The following is a 21,381-nucleotide window of genomic DNA, read 5'->3' on the forward strand; positions in this document are numbered from 1 at the left end:
GACATTTCAGGACCTACCCAGATGCCAGATAAAAACATGCGCTTCCTCGTTGTGGACGATTTCTCTACCATGAGACGCATCGTACGCAACCTGTTGAAAGAGCTGGGCTTTACCAATGTCGACGAGGCCGAAGACGGCCAGGTCGCCTTGCACAAGCTGAAAACGCAACATTTCGACTTTATAGTTTCAGACTGGAACATGCCCAACATGACGGGCATCGAGCTGCTCAAGGCGGTCCGTGCCGACCAGCAGATCAAGCATCTTCCCTTCATGATGATCACCGCCGAAGCCAAGCGGGAAAACATCATCGAGGCAGCCATGGCCGGTGCCAGCGGCTATATCGTGAAGCCGTTTACCGCGGCCACGCTGGAAGAAAAGATGAACAAGATCTTCCAGAACATGAACAAGTAAAACCAACAAACAGAGCAAACACACTTGCCTGGTCAGTCCTGAGGAGAGGCTATCGTGCCGGATCACATTCTGGAAAGTGGAGATTCCCCGGATCTGGAAGCACTGTTCGACAGCATTGCCGCCAGTCAGCCAAAAGATGCTGACACCGCCAGCGACCCTGTCGGCACGGTGGCAAATACGGCGGAACAGAACCCTGCCGTGATGTACGAGCAGATCGGCCAGCTGACCCGCAAGATGCACGATGCCTTGCGTGATCTGGGCTATGACAAGTCGCTGGAAAAGGTGGCGGATGCACTTCCCGATGCCAAGGACCGCTTGGGTTATATCGCATCCTTGACCGAGAGCGCTGCAGAGCGTGTGCTCAATGCCACCGATCTGGCCAAGCCTTATCAGGACGAAATCGAAAGCCGGGCCCGCGCCTTGACGGCCCGCTGGGAACAGCTGTATGCCAATCAGCTGTCCATTGCCGAATTCAAGAATCTTGCCGAAGACACGCGTCAGTACCTGGGACAGGTGCCCAAACAGACGCAAGCCACCAATGCCCAGTTGCTGGAAATTGTGATGGCGCAAGACTTTCAGGATTTAACCGGCCAAGTCATCAAGAAAATGATGGACATGGTGCATATACTGGAGAAGGAACTGGTGACCTTCCTGATCGAGTTCTCGCCGGACTCGAAAAAGGCAGGCCTGGACAATAACCTGCTCAATGGTCCGGTGATTAATCCGGAAGGCAGGACAGACGTGGTTTCCAGCCAACAGCAGGTTGATGACCTGCTGGAAAGCCTGGGCTTCTGAACAATAGCGGTGAACGTGTTAGCGGCATAAGCGGGGTGAGAATATGAGCGATTTTGGCGGCATGGAAGAACTGCTACAAGACTTCCTGATGGAATCCACCGACCTCTTGTCCGACGTGGACAACAAGCTGGTGGAACTGGAAAAGCGTCCTGAAGACAAGGCGTTGCTCAACGACATTTTCCGGGGGTTTCATACCATCAAGGGTGGTGCCGGCTTTCTGAACGTCGGCCCGATGGTCAACCTGTGCCATCGCACGGAAAACCTGTTCGACAAGCTGCGTAACGGCGAGCTGCACATCACACCGGAAGTGATGGACGTCATTCTGGACGCTACCGGTATCGTGCGCGACATGTTTGGCACGCTCGGTCAGGGGTTGATGGTGGCCGAGGCTGATGCCGACGTACTGAATGCCCTGGATGCCGTACTGGCAGGTCAGACTCCGACCAAAGCAGGTGCAGAAGAGCCTGTCCCCGCAGCTGTCAGCAGTCCGGCGGCTGCACCGGCTGCTGCAGATGGTCCGGACTGGAATGCACTGCACCAGGCCATCGTGCCGCAAGCTGCCCCGGCCAGTGCAAGCCCGGCCCCAGCTGCCGCCCCTGCGGCTGCGGCAGCGCCTGCAGCCGCCCCGGCCCACGAACTGATCACCGCCGCCGAGCACCTGCCGGCCGTCAAGCAGCCTCCCAAGCCGGTTGCCAACAAGCAGCCCAGCAGCGCAGGCAACAGCAGCGGCCCGCAGGAAAATACCATCCGTATCGACACGGTTCGTCTGGACATGGTGCTGAACCTGTCCGGCGAAATCGGCCTGACCAAGAACCGCCTGACTACCCTGCGCACGGAAATCCTGCAGGGCAATCGCGACGGCAATACCCTGCGTTCGCTGGATGAAGCCATCAGCCAGCTGGACCTGCTGGTGGGCGACCTGCAGAACGCGGTGATGAAAACCCGCATGCAGCCGATTGGCCGCCTGTTCCAGAAATACCCGCGTTTGGCACGTGACCTGGCCCGTCAACTGGGCAAGGAAGTCGAACTGGTGCTGTCCGGTGAAGAAACCGAGCTGGACAAGACCATGATCGAAGACCTCAACGATCCGCTGGTTCACCTGGTGCGCAATGCGGTTGACCATGGTGTCGAATCGCCGGAAGAACGTATTGCTGCCGGCAAGAAGCCGCAATCGCTGATCCAGCTGACTGCCGAACAGGTGGGCGATCACATCCAGATCGAAATCACCGACGACGGCAAGGGCATGAACCCGGACGCCCTGCGTCGCAAGGCCATCGAAAAAGGCCTGATCGATCAGGAAACGGCCAACGGTCTGGACGAGAAGCAATGCCTGCAGCTCATCTTCATGCCGGGCTTCTCCACCAAGGACCAGATCTCCAGCGTTTCCGGCCGCGGCGTAGGCATGGACGTGGTGCGTACCAACATCCAGAAGCTCAATGGCCGCATCGACATCAACTCGCTACCGGGCGAAGGCACCCGCATCAGCATTTCGCTGCCGCTGACGCTGGCCATTCTGCCGGTGCTGGTGGTGCGTGCCTGCAACCAGCCGTTTGCCGTACCACTGGCCATGGTGCGCGAAATCATCACCATCGACCCGAATGCCATCCAGGAAGTTTCGGGCAAACCCACCATCGTGGTGCGTGATGAAATCCTGCCGCTGCGTACCCTGGCTGGTCTGCTGGGCTGGGAACCCACCCAGAAGCCCTACTTTGGCGTGCTGATGCAATCGGCTGAGAAGTCCTTCATCCTGGCCATCGACTCCTTTGTCGGTCGCGACGATGTGGTCATCAAGCCGCTGCAGAACATTCGTCCGAAGGGTGTGGCCGGTGCCACCCTGTCTGGCGATGGTTCGGTGGTTCTGGTACTGGACATGGAAGACCTGCTCAGCTCCAGCGACGGCACCAATGGCCAAGTCAGGACTTCGGAGCTGATTTCCGTATAAAAAAACCAAGACTGGCAAGCTTTAATGACCACTCAATGCGCCTTCATCGGAAGGCAAACGGTTCTCAACCGCAACCAGCAGCTCATCGGGTATGAGCTGCTTTTTCGTGCAAGCAAGGAAGCCAGTTCCGTTGGCCCACACAGCGATCTGCAAGCTGACACCGACGTGCTGGTCAATACCCTGAACAATATGGGTACCAGCTGGCTGATCGGCAACAAGCTGGCTTTCATCAATGTCGGCGAAGCCATGCTGACCAGCGACTTTCTGGAACTGCTGCCACCACGGCGCGTCATCCTGGACATCGCACCGGATATTTCGCCCTCCAGTGAGCTGCTGTCGCGCGCCCGCCACCTGCGTTCGCTGGGTTTTGGCATTGCACTGGATGATTTCAGTTTTGAAGCACAGTCCGCTGCATTTCTGGAATTTGCCAATTACGTAAAGCTGGACATCCAGAATCGCGACCCCAATCACTTCCAGGTACTGGCGGCCCGCTTGCGCAGTTACCCGGTCATCCGCATTGCCGAGCGCGTGGAAACCCACGAGCAATACCATCTGTGCAAGGAACTGGGCATGGATGGCTTCCAGGGTTATTACTTTGCCAAACCGGAAACCCTGTCGGCCAAGGTAATTCACCCGACCTTCAGCAACGCGCTGGAGCTGCTTAACCTGCTGCGGATGGATGCCGACCTGCGCAAGGTGGAGCAGATTCTCAAGCGCGATGTCGCCCTGTCCTACAAGCTGCTGCGCTATGTCAACTCGGCGGCTGCCGGCCTGAACACAACCATCAGCTCCTTCTCGCACGCAGTCACGGTACTGGGCTACAAAAAGCTGTACCGCTGGCTCACCCTGCTGCTGGTTACCGCATCCGACGACGGACGCGCACCACCGGCACTTCAAAAAACGGCCGTCACACGCGGCCGCCTGATGGAGCTTCTTGGCGCGGAGTTGGGTATGAGTCCGGATGACTGCGACAACCTGTTCATTGTCGGCATGTTCAGCCTGCTGGACGTATTGTTTGACATGCCGATGAACGCCATTCTGGAACATCTGCAATTGCCGGTTTGCATCATCGAAGCCCTGGCCGCCCGCAAGGGCCGGATGGGCATGCTGCTGCAACTGACCCAGTCTTGCGAAGATGGCCAGCTCAACGGTGTGGATGCGCTGTGTCAGCAATTGGGCCTGACTCCGGAACAACTCAACCAGTCCCACGTTGCCGCACTCGCTTGGGTGGAGGATCTGGGCTTATAATTGCCAGCCCTTCAGCCGGTCAGCACATCTCGATGAAACTGTTAGCCATAGACACCTCCAGCAGTTATTTGTCTCTTGCCCTCAGCCTGGATAATCAGTTACTGAATTTCCATGAGGAAATGGGACAAAAGCACGCCGAGCGCACGCTGCCGGAAATCGAGCGACTGCTGCAACAGGCTGACATCGGCTTGAGCGATCTGGATGCCATCGTCTATGGCCAGGGGCCGGGTTCGTTCACCGGGCTGCGCATTGCCTGCGGGCTGGCTCAAGGACTGGCATTTTCCGCCGGACTGCCGGTCATCGGCATCCCCACGCTGGATGCCGTTGCCCAGCAAAGTGCTGCCGAGCGGGTACTGGTCTGCCTGGATGCCCGCATGCAGCAGGTTTACTGTGCCAGCTACCAGACCGGGCCGACATGGCAGCGGCTGACCCCCATTACCCTGCAAGACCCGCAAGACGTCGCCTTGCCGGATGGCATCACCATGCTGGCAGGAGATGGCTTTACCAATTATCCGGCACTGCTGGCTGCCCAGCGCGACAGCACACGGCACTCCGGCATCCTCCGCGCCGATGCCCGCTCTCATATTGCGCTGGCCCTTAGCGGTCGCTACCCACAGCAGCACCCCAGAGAAGCCGAGTTGCTGTATGTACGCAACAAGGTGGCTCTCACATCCATCGAACAACAGGCTTTGAAGGGATGAGCCAGGTTTTGCGCCAGCAAGCTGTTAATGCCGAACAACTGGCACAACTGGAAGCTGCAGCCACTGCACATGGCTGGAGCGCACGCAATTACCAGGACTCCATCCAGGCAGGACATGTATTTTATGGCCTGGACCAGCAGGCTCTTGGCTGCGCCGTCGTCATGCCGCTGCTGGACGAAGCCGAACTGCTCAATATTTTCATTGCCGCCGATCAGCAAGGCCGCGGACTGGGCCTTGCCCTGCTGACCGGGCTGATGCAAGACCTGAAGCGACACGGCTGCACCAAATTGTTTCTGGAAGTTCGTGCCAGCAACCTGCCGGCCCGCAAGCTTTACAACCGTTGCGGCTTTCAGGAAACCGGCATGCGCAAAAACTACTACCCGAGCGCCAATGGCGAACGCGAACACGCCATCCTGATGGAGGCCGTGCTATGAATCGCAGCCGTTTCATCCAGCAAGCCATGGGCCTGGGCCCCACCTGGGAATCCCGCGAGGGCTGGTTCACCGATCATCCGGCAGAAATTGCCAGGCATGCACTGATACAAGCCAGCCACGACACAGCCATGGCCGAGCTGCATCACATGGAAACGGCAGCACCAGCCACACCCGAACCAGCAGCGCAGGCGGCAGCAGCCAGCTTACCGCCGCAGCAGGACAGCCAGCTGCCAGTATTGCCAGCCACTGCATTGCCCGCAGCCGAAGTCGATGCAGTCGACCACCTTCCCGACTGGGAGCAACTGGAACAGAACGTTGCCAATTGCGAACGCTGCACCCTGTGCCGCACGCGCACCCAGACCGTATTTGGTCGTGGCAATCCTCAGGCGCGCTGGATGCTGATTGGCGAAGCTCCCGGAGAGCACGAGGACAGACAAGGCGAGCCCTTTGTCGGCAAGGCCGGGCAGCTGCTGGACAATATGCTGGCCGCCGCTGGTCTGGATCGCGACCGTGATGTCTACATTGCCAACGTCCTTAAATGCCGCCCGCCGGGCAACCGCAACCCGGCACCAGAGGAAATCCTGGCCTGCCAGGGCTATCTGCAACAACAGATTCAGCACGTCCAGCCCGTGCTGATTGTGGCGCTGGGGCGCTTTGCCGTGCAGACCCTGCTGCAAAGCGAACAAACCATTGGCAAACTGCGCGGCCAGGTCCACCAGTACCAAGGCATTCCGCTGATTGCCACCTATCACCCGGCGTACCTGCTACGCAATCTGCCCGACAAGGCCAAGGCATGGCAGGACATGGTGCTGGCCAAAAAAACCTATGTGCAGCAGGCTGGCTGATCCAGCCTGTTACCGCAGCACTCAGCCATACACACCCTGCAGCCAGCGGCGATAGATGGCATCCGCCTGGGCATGACTTTGCGGCATGCCAGCGTCCAGAGAAGCATCAATCTCATCGACGGACATCACGCTGGGCAAATCATGTCCGTCAATTTCCTGATAGCCCACCTGCAACCACTTGCGAATCATGGGGGCTTTCACTTCACAGTGAAACTGCATGCCCAGATGCTTGCCGCCGTACAAAAATGCCTGATTGCGGCAAAAAGCACTGCTAGCCAGCAAGCGGGCACCGGCAGGCAAGGCAAAGGTATCGCTGTGCCACTGGAACACGCGTAGTGCCTGCCTGTCTCCAAACCACTCGCCTGTCACTGCGGCAGCCGCAGGCTGCAAATCAATCCAGCCGATTTCGGGAATCTCCGCCTTGCTGACTTCGGCACCCAGTGCCAACGCCAACAACTGCCCGCCCAGACAGTGGCCAATCACCGGCACATCCGCCGCCACGGCGCGATGCAAGAATTCAATCTCAGGCAAGATCCACGAATGCTCTGCCACATCATGCACACTCATCGGCCCACCAAAACTGGCCACACCGGCATAGTCACGGACATCCGGTGGCAAGGCATCCCCGGCATAGACCCTGAAAATGCGTGATGGAATTCCGGAACGATTCAGGTAATCAAGAAAATACTCCGGACCATCCAGCGCAACATGCTGAATGATGGCAATGGGCTTCATGGCTATTCCTCTGCACAATCCGGCTTGCACCCGAAAAATGATCACAAAATTACATAACCTGAAAATATATCCCAAAAATATCAATATATGGAATTTTATTTGATCAAAAACAAAGAGAACAGCAAGAAGAGAATGAAGGAAGTGCACAAAAGGCAGGCAATAAAAAACCCTTCTCCGTGCACCAGAGAAGGGCTCTTCGACGTTACTGAAAATCAAGCTTACTTCAGCTTGGTTTCCTTGTAGATAACGTGTTTACGGGCAACGGGATCAAATTTTTTGATCTCCATTTTTTCCGGCATCGTGCGCTTGTTCTTCGTAGTAGTGTAGAAGTGGCCAGTGCCGGCGGTGGATTCAAGCTTGATTTTATCGCGCATTGTATTACCTATCTGTCGCTATCTAGAGGACCGCTTAGATCTCGCCACGAGCGCGCAGATCTGCCAGCACTACATCGATACCAACTTTATCGATAGTACGCAGTGCAGCGTTGGATACGCGCAGGCGCACCCAGCGGTTTTCGCTTTCTACCCAGAACTTGCGGTACTGCAAGTTCGGCAGGAAACGACGTTTCGTCTTGTTGTTGGCGTGGGAAACATTGTTCCCGGTCATCGGACGTTTGCCGGTGACTTTGCAAACACGCGCCATGTTAACACTCCCAAAACCGGTAAAAGCTGGCTTTATACCATGAAAAAAGCCAGCGATTCAAGCATGATGCGCACTTTCCGTGGAAAGCACGATCTCGTATATGAAACAGTCGGGGCGCATTGTAACGGAATTACCACAAACTGGCGAGCACAAGCTGAAATCAGACCGAACAAGTGTTGCATTCATTGTTGCAACAAGGCGTGCCGTGGCGGTTCAAATCCAAGCGATTTCAGGTTAAAATCCCGGATTCCCATAGAGCCGTAATTCCATGACCAAGTATATCTTCGTAACCGGCGGTGTGGTGTCTTCCCTGGGGAAGGGCATCGCCGCTGCGTCCATTGCTGCCATTCTTGAGTCGCGCGGGCTGAAAGTCACCATGCTGAAGCTCGACCCGTACATCAACGTCGACCCGGGTACCATGAGCCCCTTCCAGCACGGTGAAGTATTCGTGACGGAAGACGGCGCAGAAACCGACCTCGACCTTGGCCACTATGAGCGCTTCATCAAATCCAAGATGAAGAAGAGCAACAACTTCACCACTGGTCAGGTTTACGAATCCGTGATCACCAAGGAGCGCCGTGGCGACTACCTGGGTGGTACCGTGCAGGTCATTCCGCACATCACCGACGAAATCAAGCACAAGGTGCATGAAGGCGCGGGCGATGCCGACGTGGCCATCGTCGAAATCGGCGGCACCGTGGGTGATATCGAGTCCCTGCCCTTCCTGGAAGCCATCCGCCAGATGCGCTCCAACCTGGGCCGCAAGAACACCATGTACGTGCACCTGTCGTACGTGCCGTTCATTGCCACCGCAGGTGAAATCAAGACCAAGCCGACCCAGCACTCGGTAAAAGAGCTGCGTGAAATCGGCATTCAGCCGGACATCCTGCTGTGCCGTATGGACCGCGAGCTGCCTGCCGACGAAAAGCGCAAGATCGCCCTGTTCTGTAATGTCGAAGAAAACGCCGTCATCGGCTGCTACGACTCGGACTCCATCTACAAAGTCCCGGCCATGCTGCACGAACAAGGCATCGACGACATCATTACCGAACACATGCAGCTGGATATCCCGCCGGCTGACCTGTCGGTATGGGCTGGCATCATCGACGCCATCGAACATCCGGAACAAACCGTCAACATCGCCATGGTCGGCAAGTATGTTGACCTGACCGAATCCTACAAGTCGCTGTCGGAAGCGCTGAAGCACGCCGGCATCCACACCCGTTCCGACGTCAACATCATCTATGTCGACTCCGAAGACATCGAGCGTGACGGTGCCGAATCGCTGAAGGACATGGATGCCATCCTGGTACCGGGTGGCTTCGGCAAGCGTGGCGTGGAAGGCAAGATCAAGGCCGTCAAGTTTGCCCGCGAGAACAACATCCCTTACATGGGTATCTGTCTGGGCATGCAGATTGCACTGATCGAATACGCACGTGATGTGGCCGGACTTGCCGGTGCCAACTCCACCGAATTCGATCTGGATACCGATTACCCGGTGGTGGCGCTGATCGACGAATGGGTCAATCACGATGGCAAGATCGAAAAGCGTGACGAAAACTCCAATATGGGCGGCACCATGCGTCTGGGCGGCCAGCACTGCGATCTGGTAGAAGGCTCTCTGGCAGCACGCGTTTATGGCTCCACCGACATCGTCGAGCGCCATCGCCACCGCTACGAAGTGAACAACTACTACGTACAGCGTCTGGAAGCAGCCGGCCTGACCATTTCCGGCCGCTCCGCCGGTCATGAAAAGCTGGTGGAAACCATCGAGCTGAAAGACCATCGCTGGTTCTTCGCCTGCCAGTTCCACCCGGAATTCACCTCTACCCCGCGCGATGGCCATCCGCTGTTCAAGGCCTATGTGCAGGCAGCCATCGACTACAAGGCTGAAAAGCAAGGGAAATAAGCATGAAACTGTGCGGATTCGAAGTCGGCCTGAACCAGCCCCTGTTCCTGATTGCAGGTCCCTGCGTCATCGAAAGCGAACAGATGGCACTGGATACCGCCGGTCAGCTGAAAGAAATCACCCGCGAACTGGGCATCAACTTCATCTACAAGTCGAGCTACGACAAGGCAAACCGGTCCTCCGGCACCTCATTCCGTGGCTTTGGCATCGATGAAGGCCTGCGCATTCTGGACGAAGTAAAGCGCCAGATCGGCGTTCCGGTCTTGACCGATGTGCATGCCGAGAGTGAAATCGCCCAGGTTGCCAGCGTGGTGGATGTGCTGCAGACCCCGGCCTTCCTGTGCCGCCAGACTGACTTCATCCGCGCCGTTGCCCAGTGCGGCAAGCCGGTCAACATCAAGAAGGGGCAGTTTCTTGCCCCGGGCGACATGAAAAATGTCATCGACAAGGCCCGCGCCGCCGCACTGGAAGCCGGTTTGCCAGAGGACTGTTTCATGGCCTGCGAGCGTGGCGTATCGTTCGGCTACAACAATCTGGTATCCGACATGCGTTCGCTGATGATCATGCGTGATACGGCCTGCCCGGTAGTCTACGATGCCACCCACTCGGTGCAGCTGCCTGGCGGTCAGGGCAGCTCTTCCGGTGGCCAGCGCGAATTCGTGCCTGTTCTGGCACGTGCTGCCGTGGCTGCAGGCATTGCCGGCATTTTCATGGAAACCCACCCCAACCCGGCATGTGCCATGTCCGATGGCCCGAACGCCTGGCCGCTGGGGCGGATGAAAGAACTGCTGGCCACGCTGCAGCAGCTGGACCGTCTGGTCAAGCAAGGCGGCTGGCCCGAGCATTCACTCTGAGTCTTGTTGCAGTCCGAGTTGTGGTAGCAAGCATTCTTCAGCCCGCCAACATGGCGGGCTGACAGTGATACGGTTAACCAAGCAATGCAATTGAAGGGGACAAGTATGAGTTCGATCATTGACGTAGTAGCCCGCGAGATTCTCGACTCCCGTGGTAATCCGACTGTTGAAGCCGATGTACTGCTGGAATCCGGCGTAATGGGCCGCGCAGCCGTACCGAGCGGCGCCTCCACCGGCGAGAAGGAAGCACTGGAACTGCGTGACGGCGACAAGAGCCGCTACCTGGGCAAGGGCGTTCTGAAAGCTGTTGAAAACATCAATACCGAAATCTGCGAAGCCATCATTGGCCTCGATGCTGCAGACCAGGCCTTCATCGACAAGACCCTGATCGAACTGGACGGCACCGAAACCAAGTCCCGCCTGGGTGCCAACGCCATGCTGGCCGTTTCCATGGCCGTTGCCCGCGCAGCTGCCGAAGATGCCGGCCTGCCGCTGTACCGCTACCTGGGTGGTGCTGGCCCGATGGCCCTGCCGCTGCCGATGATGAACGTGATCAACGGTGGTGCGCATGCCAACAACACCCTGGACATCCAGGAATTCATGATCATGCCGGTTGGTGCACAAACCTTCCGCGAAGCCCTGCGCTGTGGTGCCGAAGTGTTCCACAACCTGAAAAAACTGTGTGATGCCAAGGGTTACGCCACCACCGTGGGTGACGAAGGCGGTTTTGCCCCGAACCTGGCCAGCCACGAAGATGCCATCAAGCTGATCCTGGAAGCCATTGACGCCGCCGGTTACGTACCGGGCCAGGACGTGATGCTGGCTCTGGACTGCGCCTCCTCCGAATTCTACAAGGACGGCAAGTACCATCTGACCGCTGAAGGCCTGCAACTGACTTCCGAGCAGTTTGCCGACTACCTGGAAACCCTGGTCAACAACTATCCGATCATCTCCATCGAAGATGGCATGAGCGAACATGACTGGGAAGGCTGGAAGATCCTGACCGACCGCCTGGGCAAGCGTATCCAGCTGGTGGGCGACGATGTATTCGTCACCAACCCGAAGATCCTGGCCAAGGGTATCGAAGCCGGCATCTGCAATTCGCTGCTGGTGAAGGTAAACCAGATCGGCACCCTGTCCGAAACCCTGAAAGCAGTTGACCTGGCCAAGCGCTCCAGCTATACCAGCGTCATGAGCCATCGTTCCGGCGAAACCGAAGACAGCACCATTGCCGACCTGGCAGTTGCCACCAACTGCATGCAGATCAAGACCGGCTCCCTGTCCCGCTCCGACCGCATGGCCAAGTACAACCAGCTGCTGCGTATCGAAGAAGAACTGGGTGATGCTGCCTGGTTCCCGGGTCGTGCTGCTTTCTACCATCTGAAGTAAGCTTGAAGATGCGCTGGCTGACCCTGACACTGGTAACCCTGCTGATCGCCTTGCAATGGCCCTTGTGGTTTGGCAAGGGGAGCTGGCTCAGGGTCTGGCAGCTGGACAAGCAACTGCAGGAACAGCGGGCTGTCACCCAAAAGCTGATAGCCCGTAACGCAGCCCTGGATGCCGAAGTTCGTGACCTGAAGCAAGGAACCGATGCAATTGAAGAGAGAGCACGTAACGAACTTGGTATGATTCGTAATGGTGAGGTATTTTTCCAATTACTGGATCCGGCGACTGCGACAAAACATTGACTAAGCCAGTCCAAACCGTCACCTTCCTGAACTAAAAATAACTATGGCTGGCTACAAAACTTCCAGGGTTTGGTCAATGACAACACAAAATCCGATAGAGGTTGCACGGGAAACGCTCAAACAGCTGAGTCTGCGCAAACTGCTACCAACACCGGAAAATTTCGAGCGCGTCTATCACGAGCTCACGCAAACTCCGATTGAGCGAGACAACAAGCTGGGTACCCAGCTATTGCGAGCTCTGGAAACCATTCCGGCTGAATCACCGCAAACCAAGACACTGCTGCTGCGCATCAAACAGGCCACCGACGAATCCCGTTGGGAACTGTTGCCGCAGCTGGCCATCGATTTTCTCAAGCTGGCACTAAGCCAGACCAACCTGTCCCAGCCCTGGGGCAGCCTGATCCAGAACCTGATCCGCAGCTGGGACTTGCGTCTGCCCGACCTGCCCCAGCATCACAAGCAAGCAGCACTGGAACGGGTACTGATCAACTTCGGCAACCAGCCGGAAGAACTCAATCTCAAGCTATCCGCCCTGGTACGCAACTGGAGTGCGCCCGCCAGTCAGCGCGACCCCATTGAAGTACTGGACGCAGGTGGCGCACTGACAGATACCCCGGCAGAATCCACCAGCCAGCCAGCCAGCAACAGCAGCAGCTGGCCGCTCTGGCAGCGTACCCTGGCGTTTGCCCTCAAGCACGGCCTGGAACCGCGCCTGATCAGCATGCCGGACATGTGTGAGTCACTGGAAGCCCTGATTCGCGAGCTCGATCAGGTAAGCGACGATGCCAGCCTGAATGTCTACATGCCCAAGCTGCGCAGCTTCATGCTGAAGCTGGAACTGCAAACCCAGCAAGAAGGCCGCCTGGTTTCCGGGCTGACCAATCTGCTGCGCCTGCTGCTGGACAATGTGGCTGAAATCAATCGTTCGGATGACTATCTGGTTGGACAAGTGCATTCATTGCAGGAAGTCCTGTCGCACCAGCCGCTGTCCATGCAACAGGTTTACCAGCTGGAAACCAGTCTGAAGGAAGTCATCCGCAAGCAAGGCATGTTGAAGAGCACGCTGGATGAAGCCACCAGTTCCTTGCGCACCTTGCTGGACCGTTTCATTTCGCGCCTGGCGCAAATGACGGATTCGACTGACGACTTCCACAGCAAGATCAGCAAGCATAGCGAAAAGCTGAAAAATACCAGCAATGTCGAGGATCTCGGCAAAGTAGTCTCCGCGCTGATGGAAGACACCTCGCTGATGCAGCTGGATCTCACCCGCTCCCGCGACGAGCTGCTGGCGGCACGCGAACAGGTTGAAGCTGCAGAACAACGCATCACCGAACTGGAAAGCGCGCTGGAAGCTGCCAGCGCCAAGGTCAAGGAAGACCAGCTGACCGGCGCCTACAACCGTCGCGGCCTGGCCGAACATTTCCAGCGCGAAATCAGCCGTGCCGAACGCACCAATAGCGACCTGAGCGTCGCGCTGATCGACGTCGACAACTTCAAGCAACTGAACGACCGCTACGGCCACCTGACCGGGGACGACGCGCTGAAATACCTGGTGGACGTGATGAAGCACAATATGCGCCCTGCAGATATCGTCGCACGTTTTGGCGGGGAAGAATTTGTCGTCCTGATGCCGGACACCCCGGTGGATGAAGCCATCGACACGGTACAACGTCTGCAGCGCGAGCTGACACGCACTTTCTTCATGGCCAATAACGACCGCCTGGTCATCACCTTCAGTGCCGGTATTGCCAAATGGCATCTGGGTGAACAGGACATCGAAGTCATCGAACGTGCCGACCAGGCCATGTACCAAGCCAAGATCAGCGGCAAGAACCGCGTGATTTCCGCCGAACCGGACAGGATGATCTGAACAAGGCCAAAAAAAACCGGGGACATCCCCGGTTTTTTCATTCTTCGCCGCCCTTGCTCATACCCTTCCCCGCCTCAGCCCGCTGCCGACGCACTGCTTTCGGGTCGGCCTGCAAGGGACGATAGATTTCCACCCGGTCGCCGGCACGCAACACCGTGTCCGGCTTGATGGCCTTGCTGAAGATACCAAGCTTGAGATTGTTGCTGTCCACCATGGAAAACTGCGCCAGTATGCCGGACTGCTGCACCGCCTCGATGGCAGTACAGCCCGCAGCCACCTCCAGCGACATGATGCACTGCCGCTGCGGCAAGGCACAGGCCACCTCCACCGTAAACCGCTCAGTCATCGCCATACACCTTGTCAGCATGTTTGATGAAAGCATCCACCAGCGTACCGGAAATATGGCCAAACACCGGGCCGATCACTTTTTCCAGCAATTTGCTGGAAAACTCGTAACGCAAGCTGAACTCCACCTTGCAGCCAAAATCCCCCAGGGGCGTAAACTGCCACAAACCCTGCAAATGCTGGAAAGGCCCTTCCACCAGCTCCATCAGGATGCTCTCCCCATCACGCAGGGTATTGCGCGTGGTGAAATGCTGGCGGATTTTCAGGTAATCGATATGCAGGCTGGCCACCTGCTGATCACCCTCACGTGAGTGCTCCTCCGCCTTGGCACACCAGGGCAGAAAACGCGGGTAATTCTCTACCTTGTCCACCAGCGCAAACATTTGCGCCGGGGTATGGGCAACCAGAACTTTCTTTTCAACAACCTGCATGGGACAAGCGCACACTGTGCAAAATGGTTCAAGCCCAGCAGTTTACCAAAAGCCATCTGCCCTGTCCGGCCCAGCCTTCATGTAGCAGACAAGCCGCTGATTTTCAGGAATTTTGGCCTGCGGCCAGCTTCTGGTAGAATAGCCGATTCCCATTCAATGCCACGGAAACCTCAGGCGCATGAGCATCATCCAGAACCGCAAAGCCTTCCATGACTATTTCATCGAGGAAGAACTCGAGGCCGGGCTTGTGCTGGAAGGGTGGGAGGTCAAGGCCATCCGTGCCGGACGCATCCAGCTGAAAGAAAGCTATATCGACTGGAAAAATGGCGCTTTCTGGCTGATTGGCTGCCATATCACCGCCCTGCAGTCCGCTTCCACCCATGTCAAGCCAGACCCGGTACGCCCGCGCAAACTCTTGATGTCGCAATCCGAAATCAACCGTTTCATCGGCAAGGTGGAACGTGCCGGCTACACCATGATGGCGCTGGACCTGCACTACAGCAAAGGCAATATCAAGGCCCAGGTTGGCCTGGCCAAGGGCAAGAAGCTGCACGACAAGCGTGACTCGGAAAAAGACCGCGAATGGCAGCGTGAAAAGCAGCGCCTGATGAAAAACCAGCGAGGTGGCGCATGAAAAAAAGTGCCGCGCTGCCGATTGCACTGATTTGCCTGGGTGCGGTCTGGTTTCTGAAAAGCACCGCGCTGCTGCCCAGTACCAGTACCCTGCTGGCACTGTTGCTGATCATTGCCGGCGTGCTGCTGGGCTTGCTGGATGGCCTGAACAAATCCACCCTGGTCAGCTGCCCGCTGCTGATCTATGCCGGAGCCGCCATCTACCTGCGTGACAATATGGGACTACACTTGAGTCATCTGTTGTCGCTGGGCATGGTACTGGCCGGTCTCCTGATGCTGTTGTCGCGTAGCGACCGAATTCCGGAGCGCAGCGCACGCTGGCGCTCCCTGCCGGACCAGCATGACCTGCGCTGAAACGGCAAACCATTTACTCATTGAACGACAGGCCCACGGGCCAACGGAACCTACCAAGGACAGGCATGGACAAGATCCTCATTCTCGACTTCGGCTCTCAAGTTACCCAGTTGATTGCCCGCCGCGTACGCGAAGCTCACGTCTACTGTGAGCTTCATTCGTTTGACATGCCGATTGAAGAAATCCGTGCATTCGGCCCCAAGGCCATCATCCTGTCCGGCGGCCCCAACTCGGTGTACGAATCCGACTACCAGGCAGACCCGGTCCTGTTCGAACTGGGCATCCCGGTACTGGGCATCTGCTACGGCATGCAGTTCATGGCGCAAAGCCTGGGTGGCAAGGTAGAAGCCGGTGACAAGCGTGAATTCGGCTACGCCCAGATCCAGGCCCGCCATCACTCCAAACTGCTGGAAGGCCTGCAAGACCATATCGACGACGCCGGCAACGGCTTCCTGGATGTGTGGATGAGCCACGGCGACAAGGTTACCGCCCTGCCGGCCGGCTTCCATGTCATTGCCGAAACCCCGTCCTGCCCCATCGCCGCCATGGCCGATGAAGACCGTGGCTACTACGGTGTGCAATTCCACCCGGAAGTCACCCACACCAAGCGCGGCACCGAAATGATCCATCGCTTTGTGTTGCACGTGGCCGGTTGCAAGCCCAGCTGGACCATGCCCAACTACATCGACGAAGCGGTAAAGAAAATCCGTGAGCAAGTGGGCGATGAAGAAGTCATCCTCGGCCTGTCCGGTGGTGTGGACAGCTCGGTTGCAGCTGCGCTGATTCACCGCGCCATCGGCCCGCAACTGACCTGCGTCTTCGTTGATCACGGCCTGCTGCGCCTGAACGAAGGCAAGATGGTGATGGAAATGTTTGCGCAGAACCTGGGCGTGAAGGTTATCCACGTGGATGCCACCGAACAGTTCATGAGCAAGCTGGCCGGCGAAACCGATCCGGAAAAGAAACGCAAGATCATCGGCGGCGAGTTCGTGGAAGTATTCCAGGCTGAATCCAACAAGCTGACCAATGCCAAGTGGCTGGCCCAGGGCACCATCTACCCCGATGTGATCGAGTCCGCCGGTGCCAAGACCAAAAAGGCCCACACCATCAAGAGCCACCACAATGTGGGCGGCCTGCCGGAAGACATGAACCTCAAGCTGCTGGAACCGCTGCGCGAGCTGTTCAAGGACGAAGTCCGTCAACTGGGCGTGGCACTGGGCCTGCCGCACGACATGGTGTACCGTCACCCCTTCCCGGGCCCGGGCCTGGGTGTGCGTATCCTTGGCGAAGTGAAAATGGAATACGCCGACCTGCTGCGCCAGGCCGACGCCATCTTCATTGAAGAGCTGCGCAACACCGTGGACGAGAAAACCGGCAAAAACTGGTACGACCTCACCAGCCAGGCCTTTGCCGTGTTCCTGCCAGTGAAATCGGTTGGCGTGATGGGCGATGGCCGCACCTACGACTACGTGGTTGCCCTGCGTGCCGTAGTCACCAGCGACTTCATGACCGCCCACTGGGCAGAGCTGCCGTACTCCCTGCTGGGCCGCGCTTCCAACCGCATCATCAACGAAGTGCGCGGCATCAACCGCGTGGTTTACGATGTATCGGGCAAACCGCCGGCAACGATTGAGTGGGAATAAAAACCGATAAATATCAGCTGGCTACACACCAGGCAGGCAATGCTGAGCAAGAGAACAAGCTTTGAAGTGTGTCATGCTGCGCTACCTTGCCCAGCAGGCTGCCTGGACAGCATATGGACAGCCAGCATGTTATCCAGAGCCCAGGAAACCGGGCTTTTTCTTTATAATCTGACAATCCTTGCATTTTGCCGAAGCCACAGATGGCTGCCTGGCCACCATTAAAGGTCAATAATGAACTATCTCGTCATCCCATCCCGTCGTCGCCTTGCCAACTGGAACCGACGCCAGCGCAAGAAACACCACGCAGGTGAATTTACCGAGTTCGGTTTTACCTTGTCCGTGCAATTTGCGGCCCCTCTGGATGAAGTCGCACGGGAACAGTATGTTGCAGCCCTGATTGAACAAGTCGAGGCACTGGGGCTGACTTACGGTGGCGATGAAAGCAGCGGCTTTATTACCACCTACACCAGTGGCAGTGTCACGCTGGCTCAACGGGACAGTCTGCACGCCTGGGTCAGTGCCTATCCTGCCGTTGGCAGGGCGGAGGTAAGCGAATTGCTGGATGCCTGGCATGACGACAGCTGGTTCGAGGCAGTCTGAAACATTGCCAGCCCAGAACCCCAGACATGACAAAGCCGGTCAATGACCGGCTTTGTCATGTTCGAATCCACCCGCAACGCGTTGGACTCAGAGACCAGTCTCACGTCTTATCTGCAAGGCCTTCTTGTATTTGCGATGAGCAAAGCGGGCGGCATACACACCCAGAATCAGCCCGACCCGGCCATCCTTCCAGTTACCACTCTTCACATACCATTTGAAAAACGCTCCAACTGGGCTGGTCCACTGACGCAGGGCAAAGTTCTTGCGGCTACTCATGCGCGCCAGATCGCTGGCATCCAGATTGGTATACAGCTCCAGCTTGCGATTGATTTCGTCCATGGAATGGAAAGTTTGATGCTTGATGGGGAGTTCAATCCGGCCACGGCTGCGGTAGCCGACAAAATCCTCATGCACAGCCTGCTCGGAAAGCCTCACCCGGTTTTTCTCGATAATGCGCACCGGAAAATCCGGGCAACCTACCGGGTATAAAGCGTGCACCTGCTGCCCCATTACAATCCAGTCACGCTGGATTGCATAGGCATCGTGCTGGAATCCGCTCTGCTTGAGTTGCAGGAGGTGAGCCACCAGCTCGGGACTGGGAATCTCGTCACTATCCAGAAAGAACACGTGATCATGCCTGCATTGTTGCTGGGCAAAATCACGCTGCTGACGAAAATCATCAAACGGGCGATGTAGTACCCGGGCACCACACTGTGTGGCGATGGCCACGGTCTGATCGGAACTGCCACTATCCACCACCAGCAAATCGTCGGCCAGAGGGGCAACTGCCTGCAGGATGGCAGACAAGTATTTTTCGCTATTGAAAGTCAGAACATAAATGGACAGTGGTGTCATGCCGCCTTGGTCCCATCGGAATCATCAAACCAGTGTGCCAGCTCCTCTCCGCAGGTCGAACAACACGGGCTCGGTTTGCCATACGGACAGGCTGACGCTTGTTATCACCAGGCAGCTTCACTTGCCATGTGCATGCAAATGAAAAACCGCCTGAAATTGGGGATGTATTATCCCGATTAGCTGCAGGCAGAACAAATGATATCCATAGCAAACTTGTCCTGACGCCTGAGAATGGCAGGGAAGGTCGCAGACAATTGACTGCCAGAGCTGACAAGTACAATCTCATCCCGAATGGATGCCCTCTGGCTCACCGGATGTGTTGCACTGCAGTATCAGCCAAACCGCCTGCATTTGACGGACTGTCGCTCCACTGATACGGTCAAAGGGCGTAATCTGTGCAGGGAACCATCCGTTCCGCATTGCAGTCTGATTTTGTTTACCCGTTTCAATTTCATCGAGGAAATCACCATGTCCGATGCCGCACTGAATCAGGAAAAAGAACAACTGCTGGATGACGTTCGTCAGGTACTGTCCAGTACCGAGGACCTGCTGGGTGCAGCGGGTGACGAAGGCGGCGAGAAAGGCCGTGAACTGCGCAAGCGTCTGGCTGAAAATATCCGTCTGGCCAAGTCGCGCCTGCTGGAAGCCGAAAAAGTGGTGGTCGGCAAGGCCAAGGTGGCAGCCAAGGCAACCGACGACTATGTTCACGAAAACCCGTGGAAATCCATTGGCATCGCCGCTGGCGTAGGCTTCCTGCTGGGCATGCTGGTTTCACGTCGTTAAGCGCGCAACTGCCGCATGTCTGCCAACTCTTCCCGTCCGCCCCGCCCCGGCAGCTTGCGTTCGCTGCTGGGCGGGGTGTTTTCCTTGCTGCTTACCCGTATTGAACTACTGGTGCTTGAGGCGGATGAGCAAAAGGACGCCTTGCTGTTCAGCCTGTTGTTAGGCGGGCTGGCATTGATCCTGCTCCTGGTGGGCCTGCTGTCCGCCTTGCTGCTGGTACTGGTGCTGACTCCTGACAGCTGGCGTCCCTTGCTGCTGGGCGGCCTGATGCTGTGCAGCACAGGAGGTGGCGTGGCCCTGCTGTGGCAGCTGCGCCAACGCGCCCGACGCAGCCCTTCCCCCTTTACCGAAACCCTGACCGAAGTCCGCAAGGACTGGGACAGCCTGAGCGGAAAGCTTTGACATGAAACCGCAGGATCGCGCCATCAAGAAACAGTTGCTGCTGATGAAGGGAGAAGTCCTGCGCGTGAAGTTGAGCCTGGAAATGGAGCAGCTGCGCAAACATCCGCTTGGCATGGCTGGTGAAGGGTTCAAGGCCTTTGCCGATGGTGGACGTCTAGGCGGCATCCTGTCCACCCTGGCCGGAGTGCTCCCTTCCGAAGCATTACGCCGCTGGCTGCGCCGTGGTACCCGGCTGATGTTGTTATGGAAATTGGCCAGCAAGTTCTGGCCAGCACGCTGACCGCCTGGCTGATGTGCAAGACGGTCTGCAGCAGATGGTTTCAGGCCTGAACATTTACATTGCCGGCACTACCGGCATCTGACGTTGCGCTTTCTCCCGCATCAACACCCGTGGCAAGCTGGATGCTCACACTCAACTCACCCGGAGCGTTATTGCTTCCACCTGCCAGCATATGGTCGATGGCTGCCAGATCCTGCTGACTGCCATTCAGCCACTTTTTCAACCCTTCATCCTGGCCCTGCTGGCTACGCTGCTTCAGCCACTGGGCAATGGCCTTGATGCTGTTGAGCAAGGCCTGTAACTCCATATTGCCGCCCAAGCCCTGATTGCCTGCACTGCCAGTGCTCGCCATTGCCGCCTGCGATGGTGCCACTGTACTGCTGTCTGATGCCGCCGTGGCAGCATCATCGGTACTGGCAACAGCACAATCGGCCTGATCTGCGGCATGGTCGGTCTGATCGCTGGCGACACTGCCGCCGCTGGTGACATTGACGCTTACTTCCATGACAGACGCCTGCCCTTGCCCGCTGGCATTGGCCACCATCTGTCGCAACTCGGCAGTGATTTGTTTCAACTGCAGGGCAATCGCACGCAAACCACCTTTGTCCTTACCTACCAGCATGAGCATCTGCCGCAGGTTTTTCACTCTCTCCTTCAGCATTTCCATGCGGTTGGCATCCAGTGGCTGACTATTGCTCTGTTTGCGTTGCTGCGCCTGTTTGAGCTGGCTGGATTGCTGTTGTTGCCACTGCGCCAGTGCCTGATGCAGCGACTGGCTGACGGCCTGCCGTGCCGGATCACTAGCGGACCAGACTGCAGGACCGGATGATGTGCTGCCGGATGCGGCGTCTGTCGTATTCATGGCCGGGCTGGTGGCAGCAGGCCCTGACTGCTGGCGGTTCACGCGGGACCACAAGCTGGCAATACCGGATTCACTGACAGAAGGCAGGGACATGGGCTGGGTATCAAGATGGTGACCAG

At 57.3% G+C, this 21,381-nt stretch carries 26 protein-coding genes; 19 read left to right on the plus strand and 7 right to left on the minus strand.

The window, feature by feature from the left end:
• The first annotated feature begins 21 nt into the window (after window positions 1-21).
• From cheY to ACE3SE_RS04555, 7 genes are read left to right on the plus strand one after another with little or no spacing between them, the layout of a single operon-like run.
• Entirely contained in the window at window positions 22-411 is a 390-nt protein-coding gene (cheY, locus tag ACE3SE_RS04525) for a chemotaxis response regulator CheY (protein WP_082696246.1), read from the plus strand.
• A 54-nt stretch (window positions 412-465) separates the two neighbouring features.
• Complete coding sequence (cheZ, locus tag ACE3SE_RS04530; protein WP_374554060.1) at window positions 466-1,206, plus strand: protein phosphatase CheZ; 741 nt, start codon at window positions 466-468, stop codon at window positions 1,204-1,206.
• Window positions 1,207-1,249: 43 nt separating this feature from the next.
• Entirely contained in the window at window positions 1,250-3,148 is a 1,899-nt protein-coding gene (locus ACE3SE_RS04535) for a chemotaxis protein CheA (RefSeq protein WP_374554061.1), read from the plus strand.
• Window positions 3,149-3,172: 24 nt separating this feature from the next.
• On the plus strand, window positions 3,173-4,396 hold the full coding sequence (locus ACE3SE_RS04540; RefSeq protein ID WP_045847405.1) for an EAL and HDOD domain-containing protein: 1,224 nt from the start codon (window positions 3,173-3,175) through the stop codon (window positions 4,394-4,396).
• A gap of 32 nt (window positions 4,397-4,428) precedes the next feature.
• Window positions 4,429-5,097, plus strand: coding sequence for a tRNA (adenosine(37)-N6)-threonylcarbamoyltransferase complex dimerization subunit type 1 TsaB (tsaB, locus tag ACE3SE_RS04545; RefSeq protein ID WP_374554062.1), 669 nt, complete (start codon window positions 4,429-4,431; stop codon window positions 5,095-5,097).
• Window positions 5,094-5,531, plus strand: coding sequence for a ribosomal protein S18-alanine N-acetyltransferase (gene rimI, locus ACE3SE_RS04550; RefSeq protein ID WP_374554063.1), 438 nt, complete (start codon window positions 5,094-5,096; stop codon window positions 5,529-5,531). The genes tsaB and rimI overlap by 4 nt, the downstream gene beginning before the upstream one ends.
• Window positions 5,528-6,376 carry a uracil-DNA glycosylase gene (locus ACE3SE_RS04555; protein WP_374554064.1) on the plus strand — a complete coding sequence of 283 codons (849 nt, stop codon included), beginning with the start codon at window positions 5,528-5,530 and terminating at the stop codon, window positions 6,374-6,376. The genes rimI and ACE3SE_RS04555 overlap by 4 nt, the downstream gene beginning before the upstream one ends.
• Before the next feature lie 21 nt (window positions 6,377-6,397).
• Here ACE3SE_RS04555 and ACE3SE_RS04560 read toward each other — a convergent pair whose 3' ends face one another.
• The 3 genes from ACE3SE_RS04560 to rpmB are packed head-to-tail and all read right to left on the minus strand — an operon-like array spanning window position 6,398 to window position 7,753.
• Window positions 6,398-7,327, minus strand: a complete 930-nt coding sequence (locus ACE3SE_RS04560) for a type 1 glutamine amidotransferase (RefSeq protein WP_374554065.1) — start codon at window positions 7,325-7,327, stop codon at window positions 6,398-6,400.
• A 2-nt stretch (window positions 7,328-7,329) separates the two neighbouring features.
• Window positions 7,330-7,485 (minus strand): 50S ribosomal protein L33, encoded by a 156-nt coding sequence (gene rpmG / locus ACE3SE_RS04565; protein WP_028453358.1) that lies wholly within the window; start codon window positions 7,483-7,485, stop codon window positions 7,330-7,332.
• Between the two features lie 34 nt (window positions 7,486-7,519).
• Complete coding sequence (rpmB, locus tag ACE3SE_RS04570; RefSeq protein WP_011137003.1) at window positions 7,520-7,753, minus strand: 50S ribosomal protein L28; 234 nt, start codon at window positions 7,751-7,753, stop codon at window positions 7,520-7,522.
• 268 nt (window positions 7,754-8,021) lie between these two features.
• Here rpmB and ACE3SE_RS04575 point away from each other — a divergent pair, with 268 nt between their 5' ends.
• The 5 genes from ACE3SE_RS04575 (at window position 8,022) to ACE3SE_RS04595 (ending at window position 14,074) form a co-directional block, all read left to right on the plus strand.
• Window positions 8,022-9,662: a CTP synthase gene (locus ACE3SE_RS04575; RefSeq protein WP_045847410.1), complete on the plus strand. Its 1,641-nt coding sequence runs from the start codon at window positions 8,022-8,024 to the stop codon at window positions 9,660-9,662.
• 2 nt (window positions 9,663-9,664) lie between these two features.
• Window positions 9,665-10,516 (plus strand): 3-deoxy-8-phosphooctulonate synthase, encoded by an 852-nt coding sequence (kdsA, locus tag ACE3SE_RS04580; RefSeq protein ID WP_374554066.1) that lies wholly within the window; start codon window positions 9,665-9,667, stop codon window positions 10,514-10,516.
• A 105-nt stretch (window positions 10,517-10,621) separates the two neighbouring features.
• Window positions 10,622-11,905: a phosphopyruvate hydratase gene (eno, locus tag ACE3SE_RS04585; protein ID WP_045847412.1), complete on the plus strand. Its 1,284-nt coding sequence runs from the start codon at window positions 10,622-10,624 to the stop codon at window positions 11,903-11,905.
• 8 nt (window positions 11,906-11,913) lie between these two features.
• Window positions 11,914-12,204 carry a cell division protein FtsB gene (gene ftsB, locus ACE3SE_RS04590; RefSeq protein ID WP_045847413.1) on the plus strand — a complete coding sequence of 97 codons (291 nt, stop codon included), beginning with the start codon at window positions 11,914-11,916 and terminating at the stop codon, window positions 12,202-12,204.
• A gap of 76 nt (window positions 12,205-12,280) precedes the next feature.
• Window positions 12,281-14,074, plus strand: coding sequence for a GGDEF domain-containing protein (locus ACE3SE_RS04595; protein WP_131358549.1), 1,794 nt, complete (start codon window positions 12,281-12,283; stop codon window positions 14,072-14,074).
• Between the two features lie 37 nt (window positions 14,075-14,111).
• Here ACE3SE_RS04595 and ACE3SE_RS04600 read toward each other — a convergent pair whose 3' ends face one another.
• Together ACE3SE_RS04600 and ACE3SE_RS04605 are read right to left on the minus strand one after the other, a co-directional pair.
• Window positions 14,112-14,420, minus strand: coding sequence for an RnfH family protein (locus tag ACE3SE_RS04600; protein ID WP_045847415.1), 309 nt, complete (start codon window positions 14,418-14,420; stop codon window positions 14,112-14,114).
• Window positions 14,413-14,850, minus strand: a complete 438-nt coding sequence (locus ACE3SE_RS04605; RefSeq protein ID WP_045847416.1) for a type II toxin-antitoxin system RatA family toxin — start codon at window positions 14,848-14,850, stop codon at window positions 14,413-14,415. The genes ACE3SE_RS04600 and ACE3SE_RS04605 overlap by 8 nt, the downstream gene beginning before the upstream one ends.
• A gap of 178 nt (window positions 14,851-15,028) precedes the next feature.
• Here ACE3SE_RS04605 and smpB point away from each other — a divergent pair, with 178 nt between their 5' ends.
• The 4 genes from smpB to ACE3SE_RS04625 all read left to right on the plus strand — a co-directional run bounded on the left by smpB (window position 15,029) and on the right by ACE3SE_RS04625 (window position 18,080).
• Window positions 15,029-15,484: an SsrA-binding protein SmpB gene (gene smpB, locus ACE3SE_RS04610; RefSeq protein ID WP_045847417.1), complete on the plus strand. Its 456-nt coding sequence runs from the start codon at window positions 15,029-15,031 to the stop codon at window positions 15,482-15,484.
• Window positions 15,481-15,837 (plus strand): hypothetical protein, encoded by a 357-nt coding sequence (locus ACE3SE_RS04615; protein WP_045847418.1) that lies wholly within the window; start codon window positions 15,481-15,483, stop codon window positions 15,835-15,837. Before smpB ends, ACE3SE_RS04615 begins: the two co-directional genes overlap by 4 nt.
• 65 nt (window positions 15,838-15,902) lie before the next feature.
• Window positions 15,903-17,480, plus strand: coding sequence for a glutamine-hydrolyzing GMP synthase (gene guaA, locus ACE3SE_RS04620; protein WP_374554067.1), 1,578 nt, complete (start codon window positions 15,903-15,905; stop codon window positions 17,478-17,480).
• Between the two features lie 231 nt (window positions 17,481-17,711).
• A complete protein-coding gene (locus ACE3SE_RS04625) occupies window positions 17,712-18,080 on the plus strand; it encodes a 50S ribosome-binding protein YggL (RefSeq protein WP_374554068.1) in 369 nt (122 codons plus the stop codon).
• Window positions 18,081-18,167: 87 nt separating this feature from the next.
• On the opposite strand, the gene ACE3SE_RS04630 is transcribed toward ACE3SE_RS04625, so the two are convergent.
• Complete coding sequence (locus ACE3SE_RS04630) at window positions 18,168-18,935, minus strand: glycosyltransferase family 2 protein (protein WP_131358541.1); 768 nt, start codon at window positions 18,933-18,935, stop codon at window positions 18,168-18,170.
• A gap of 432 nt (window positions 18,936-19,367) precedes the next feature.
• Here ACE3SE_RS04630 and ACE3SE_RS04635 point away from each other — a divergent pair, with 432 nt between their 5' ends.
• Genes ACE3SE_RS04635 through ACE3SE_RS04645 form a run of 3 tightly spaced genes read left to right on the plus strand, consistent with a single transcriptional unit; the run spans window position 19,368 to window position 20,400 of the window.
• The gene (locus ACE3SE_RS04635; protein ID WP_445290645.1) at window positions 19,368-19,718 is read left to right on the plus strand and encodes a DUF883 family protein; all 351 of its coding nucleotides are present in this window, start codon (window positions 19,368-19,370) and stop codon (window positions 19,716-19,718) included.
• 15 nt (window positions 19,719-19,733) lie between these two features.
• Window positions 19,734-20,120, plus strand: a complete 387-nt coding sequence (locus ACE3SE_RS04640; RefSeq protein WP_374554069.1) for a phage holin family protein — start codon at window positions 19,734-19,736, stop codon at window positions 20,118-20,120.
• 1 nt (window position 20,121) lies between these two features.
• The gene (locus ACE3SE_RS04645; protein WP_045847423.1) at window positions 20,122-20,400 is read left to right on the plus strand and encodes a hypothetical protein; all 279 of its coding nucleotides are present in this window, start codon (window positions 20,122-20,124) and stop codon (window positions 20,398-20,400) included.
• Between the two features lie 40 nt (window positions 20,401-20,440).
• Here the strand turns inward: ACE3SE_RS04645 and ACE3SE_RS04650 are convergent, their stop codons facing one another.
• A complete protein-coding gene (locus tag ACE3SE_RS04650; RefSeq protein ID WP_374554070.1) occupies window positions 20,441-21,355 on the minus strand; it encodes a hypothetical protein in 915 nt (304 codons plus the stop codon).
• Window positions 21,356-21,381 lie beyond the last annotated feature (26 nt).

Origin of the sequence: Aquitalea pelogenes (assembly GCF_041914625.1) — a bacterium.
Lineage (GTDB): Bacteria > Pseudomonadota > Gammaproteobacteria > Burkholderiales > Chromobacteriaceae > Aquitalea > Aquitalea pelogenes.

Excerpts from the sequence above, each read along its gene's own strand:
- smpB (WP_045847417.1), top strand. The coding sequence starts at position 15,029 with ATGAGCATCATCCAGAACCGCAAAGCCTTCCATGACTATTTCATCGAG.
- ACE3SE_RS04555 (WP_374554064.1), top strand. The coding sequence starts at position 5,528 with ATGAATCGCAGCCGTTTCATCCAGCAAGCCATGGGCCTGGGCCCCACC.
- ACE3SE_RS04600 (WP_045847415.1), bottom strand. The coding sequence starts at position 14,420 with ATGACTGAGCGGTTTACGGTGGAGGTGGCCTGTGCCTTGCCGCAGCGG.
- rimI (WP_374554063.1), top strand. The coding sequence starts at position 5,094 with ATGAGCCAGGTTTTGCGCCAGCAAGCTGTTAATGCCGAACAACTGGCA.
- ACE3SE_RS04645 (WP_045847423.1), top strand. The coding sequence starts at position 20,122 with ATGAAACCGCAGGATCGCGCCATCAAGAAACAGTTGCTGCTGATGAAG.
- ACE3SE_RS04575 (WP_045847410.1), top strand. The coding sequence starts at position 8,022 with ATGACCAAGTATATCTTCGTAACCGGCGGTGTGGTGTCTTCCCTGGGG.
- cheY (WP_082696246.1), top strand. The coding sequence starts at position 22 with ATGCCAGATAAAAACATGCGCTTCCTCGTTGTGGACGATTTCTCTACC.
- ftsB (WP_045847413.1), top strand. The coding sequence starts at position 11,914 with ATGCGCTGGCTGACCCTGACACTGGTAACCCTGCTGATCGCCTTGCAA.
- ACE3SE_RS04650 (WP_374554070.1), bottom strand. The coding sequence starts at position 21,355 with ATGTCCCTGCCTTCTGTCAGTGAATCCGGTATTGCCAGCTTGTGGTCC.
- ACE3SE_RS04595 (WP_131358549.1), top strand. The coding sequence starts at position 12,281 with ATGACAACACAAAATCCGATAGAGGTTGCACGGGAAACGCTCAAACAG.
- ACE3SE_RS04625 (WP_374554068.1), top strand. The coding sequence starts at position 17,712 with ATGAACTATCTCGTCATCCCATCCCGTCGTCGCCTTGCCAACTGGAAC.
- guaA (WP_374554067.1), top strand. The coding sequence starts at position 15,903 with ATGGACAAGATCCTCATTCTCGACTTCGGCTCTCAAGTTACCCAGTTG.
- ACE3SE_RS04615 (WP_045847418.1), top strand. The coding sequence starts at position 15,481 with ATGAAAAAAAGTGCCGCGCTGCCGATTGCACTGATTTGCCTGGGTGCG.
- rpmG (WP_028453358.1), bottom strand. The coding sequence starts at position 7,485 with ATGCGCGATAAAATCAAGCTTGAATCCACCGCCGGCACTGGCCACTTC.
- ACE3SE_RS04640 (WP_374554069.1), top strand. The coding sequence starts at position 19,734 with ATGTCTGCCAACTCTTCCCGTCCGCCCCGCCCCGGCAGCTTGCGTTCG.
- ACE3SE_RS04535 (WP_374554061.1), top strand. The coding sequence starts at position 1,250 with ATGAGCGATTTTGGCGGCATGGAAGAACTGCTACAAGACTTCCTGATG.
- ACE3SE_RS04630 (WP_131358541.1), bottom strand. The coding sequence starts at position 18,935 with ATGACACCACTGTCCATTTATGTTCTGACTTTCAATAGCGAAAAATAC.
- rpmB (WP_011137003.1), bottom strand. The coding sequence starts at position 7,753 with ATGGCGCGTGTTTGCAAAGTCACCGGCAAACGTCCGATGACCGGGAAC.
- kdsA (WP_374554066.1), top strand. The coding sequence starts at position 9,665 with ATGAAACTGTGCGGATTCGAAGTCGGCCTGAACCAGCCCCTGTTCCTG.
- eno (WP_045847412.1), top strand. The coding sequence starts at position 10,622 with ATGAGTTCGATCATTGACGTAGTAGCCCGCGAGATTCTCGACTCCCGT.
- tsaB (WP_374554062.1), top strand. The coding sequence starts at position 4,429 with ATGAAACTGTTAGCCATAGACACCTCCAGCAGTTATTTGTCTCTTGCC.
- ACE3SE_RS04605 (WP_045847416.1), bottom strand. The coding sequence starts at position 14,850 with ATGCAGGTTGTTGAAAAGAAAGTTCTGGTTGCCCATACCCCGGCGCAA.
- ACE3SE_RS04540 (WP_045847405.1), top strand. The coding sequence starts at position 3,173 with ATGACCACTCAATGCGCCTTCATCGGAAGGCAAACGGTTCTCAACCGC.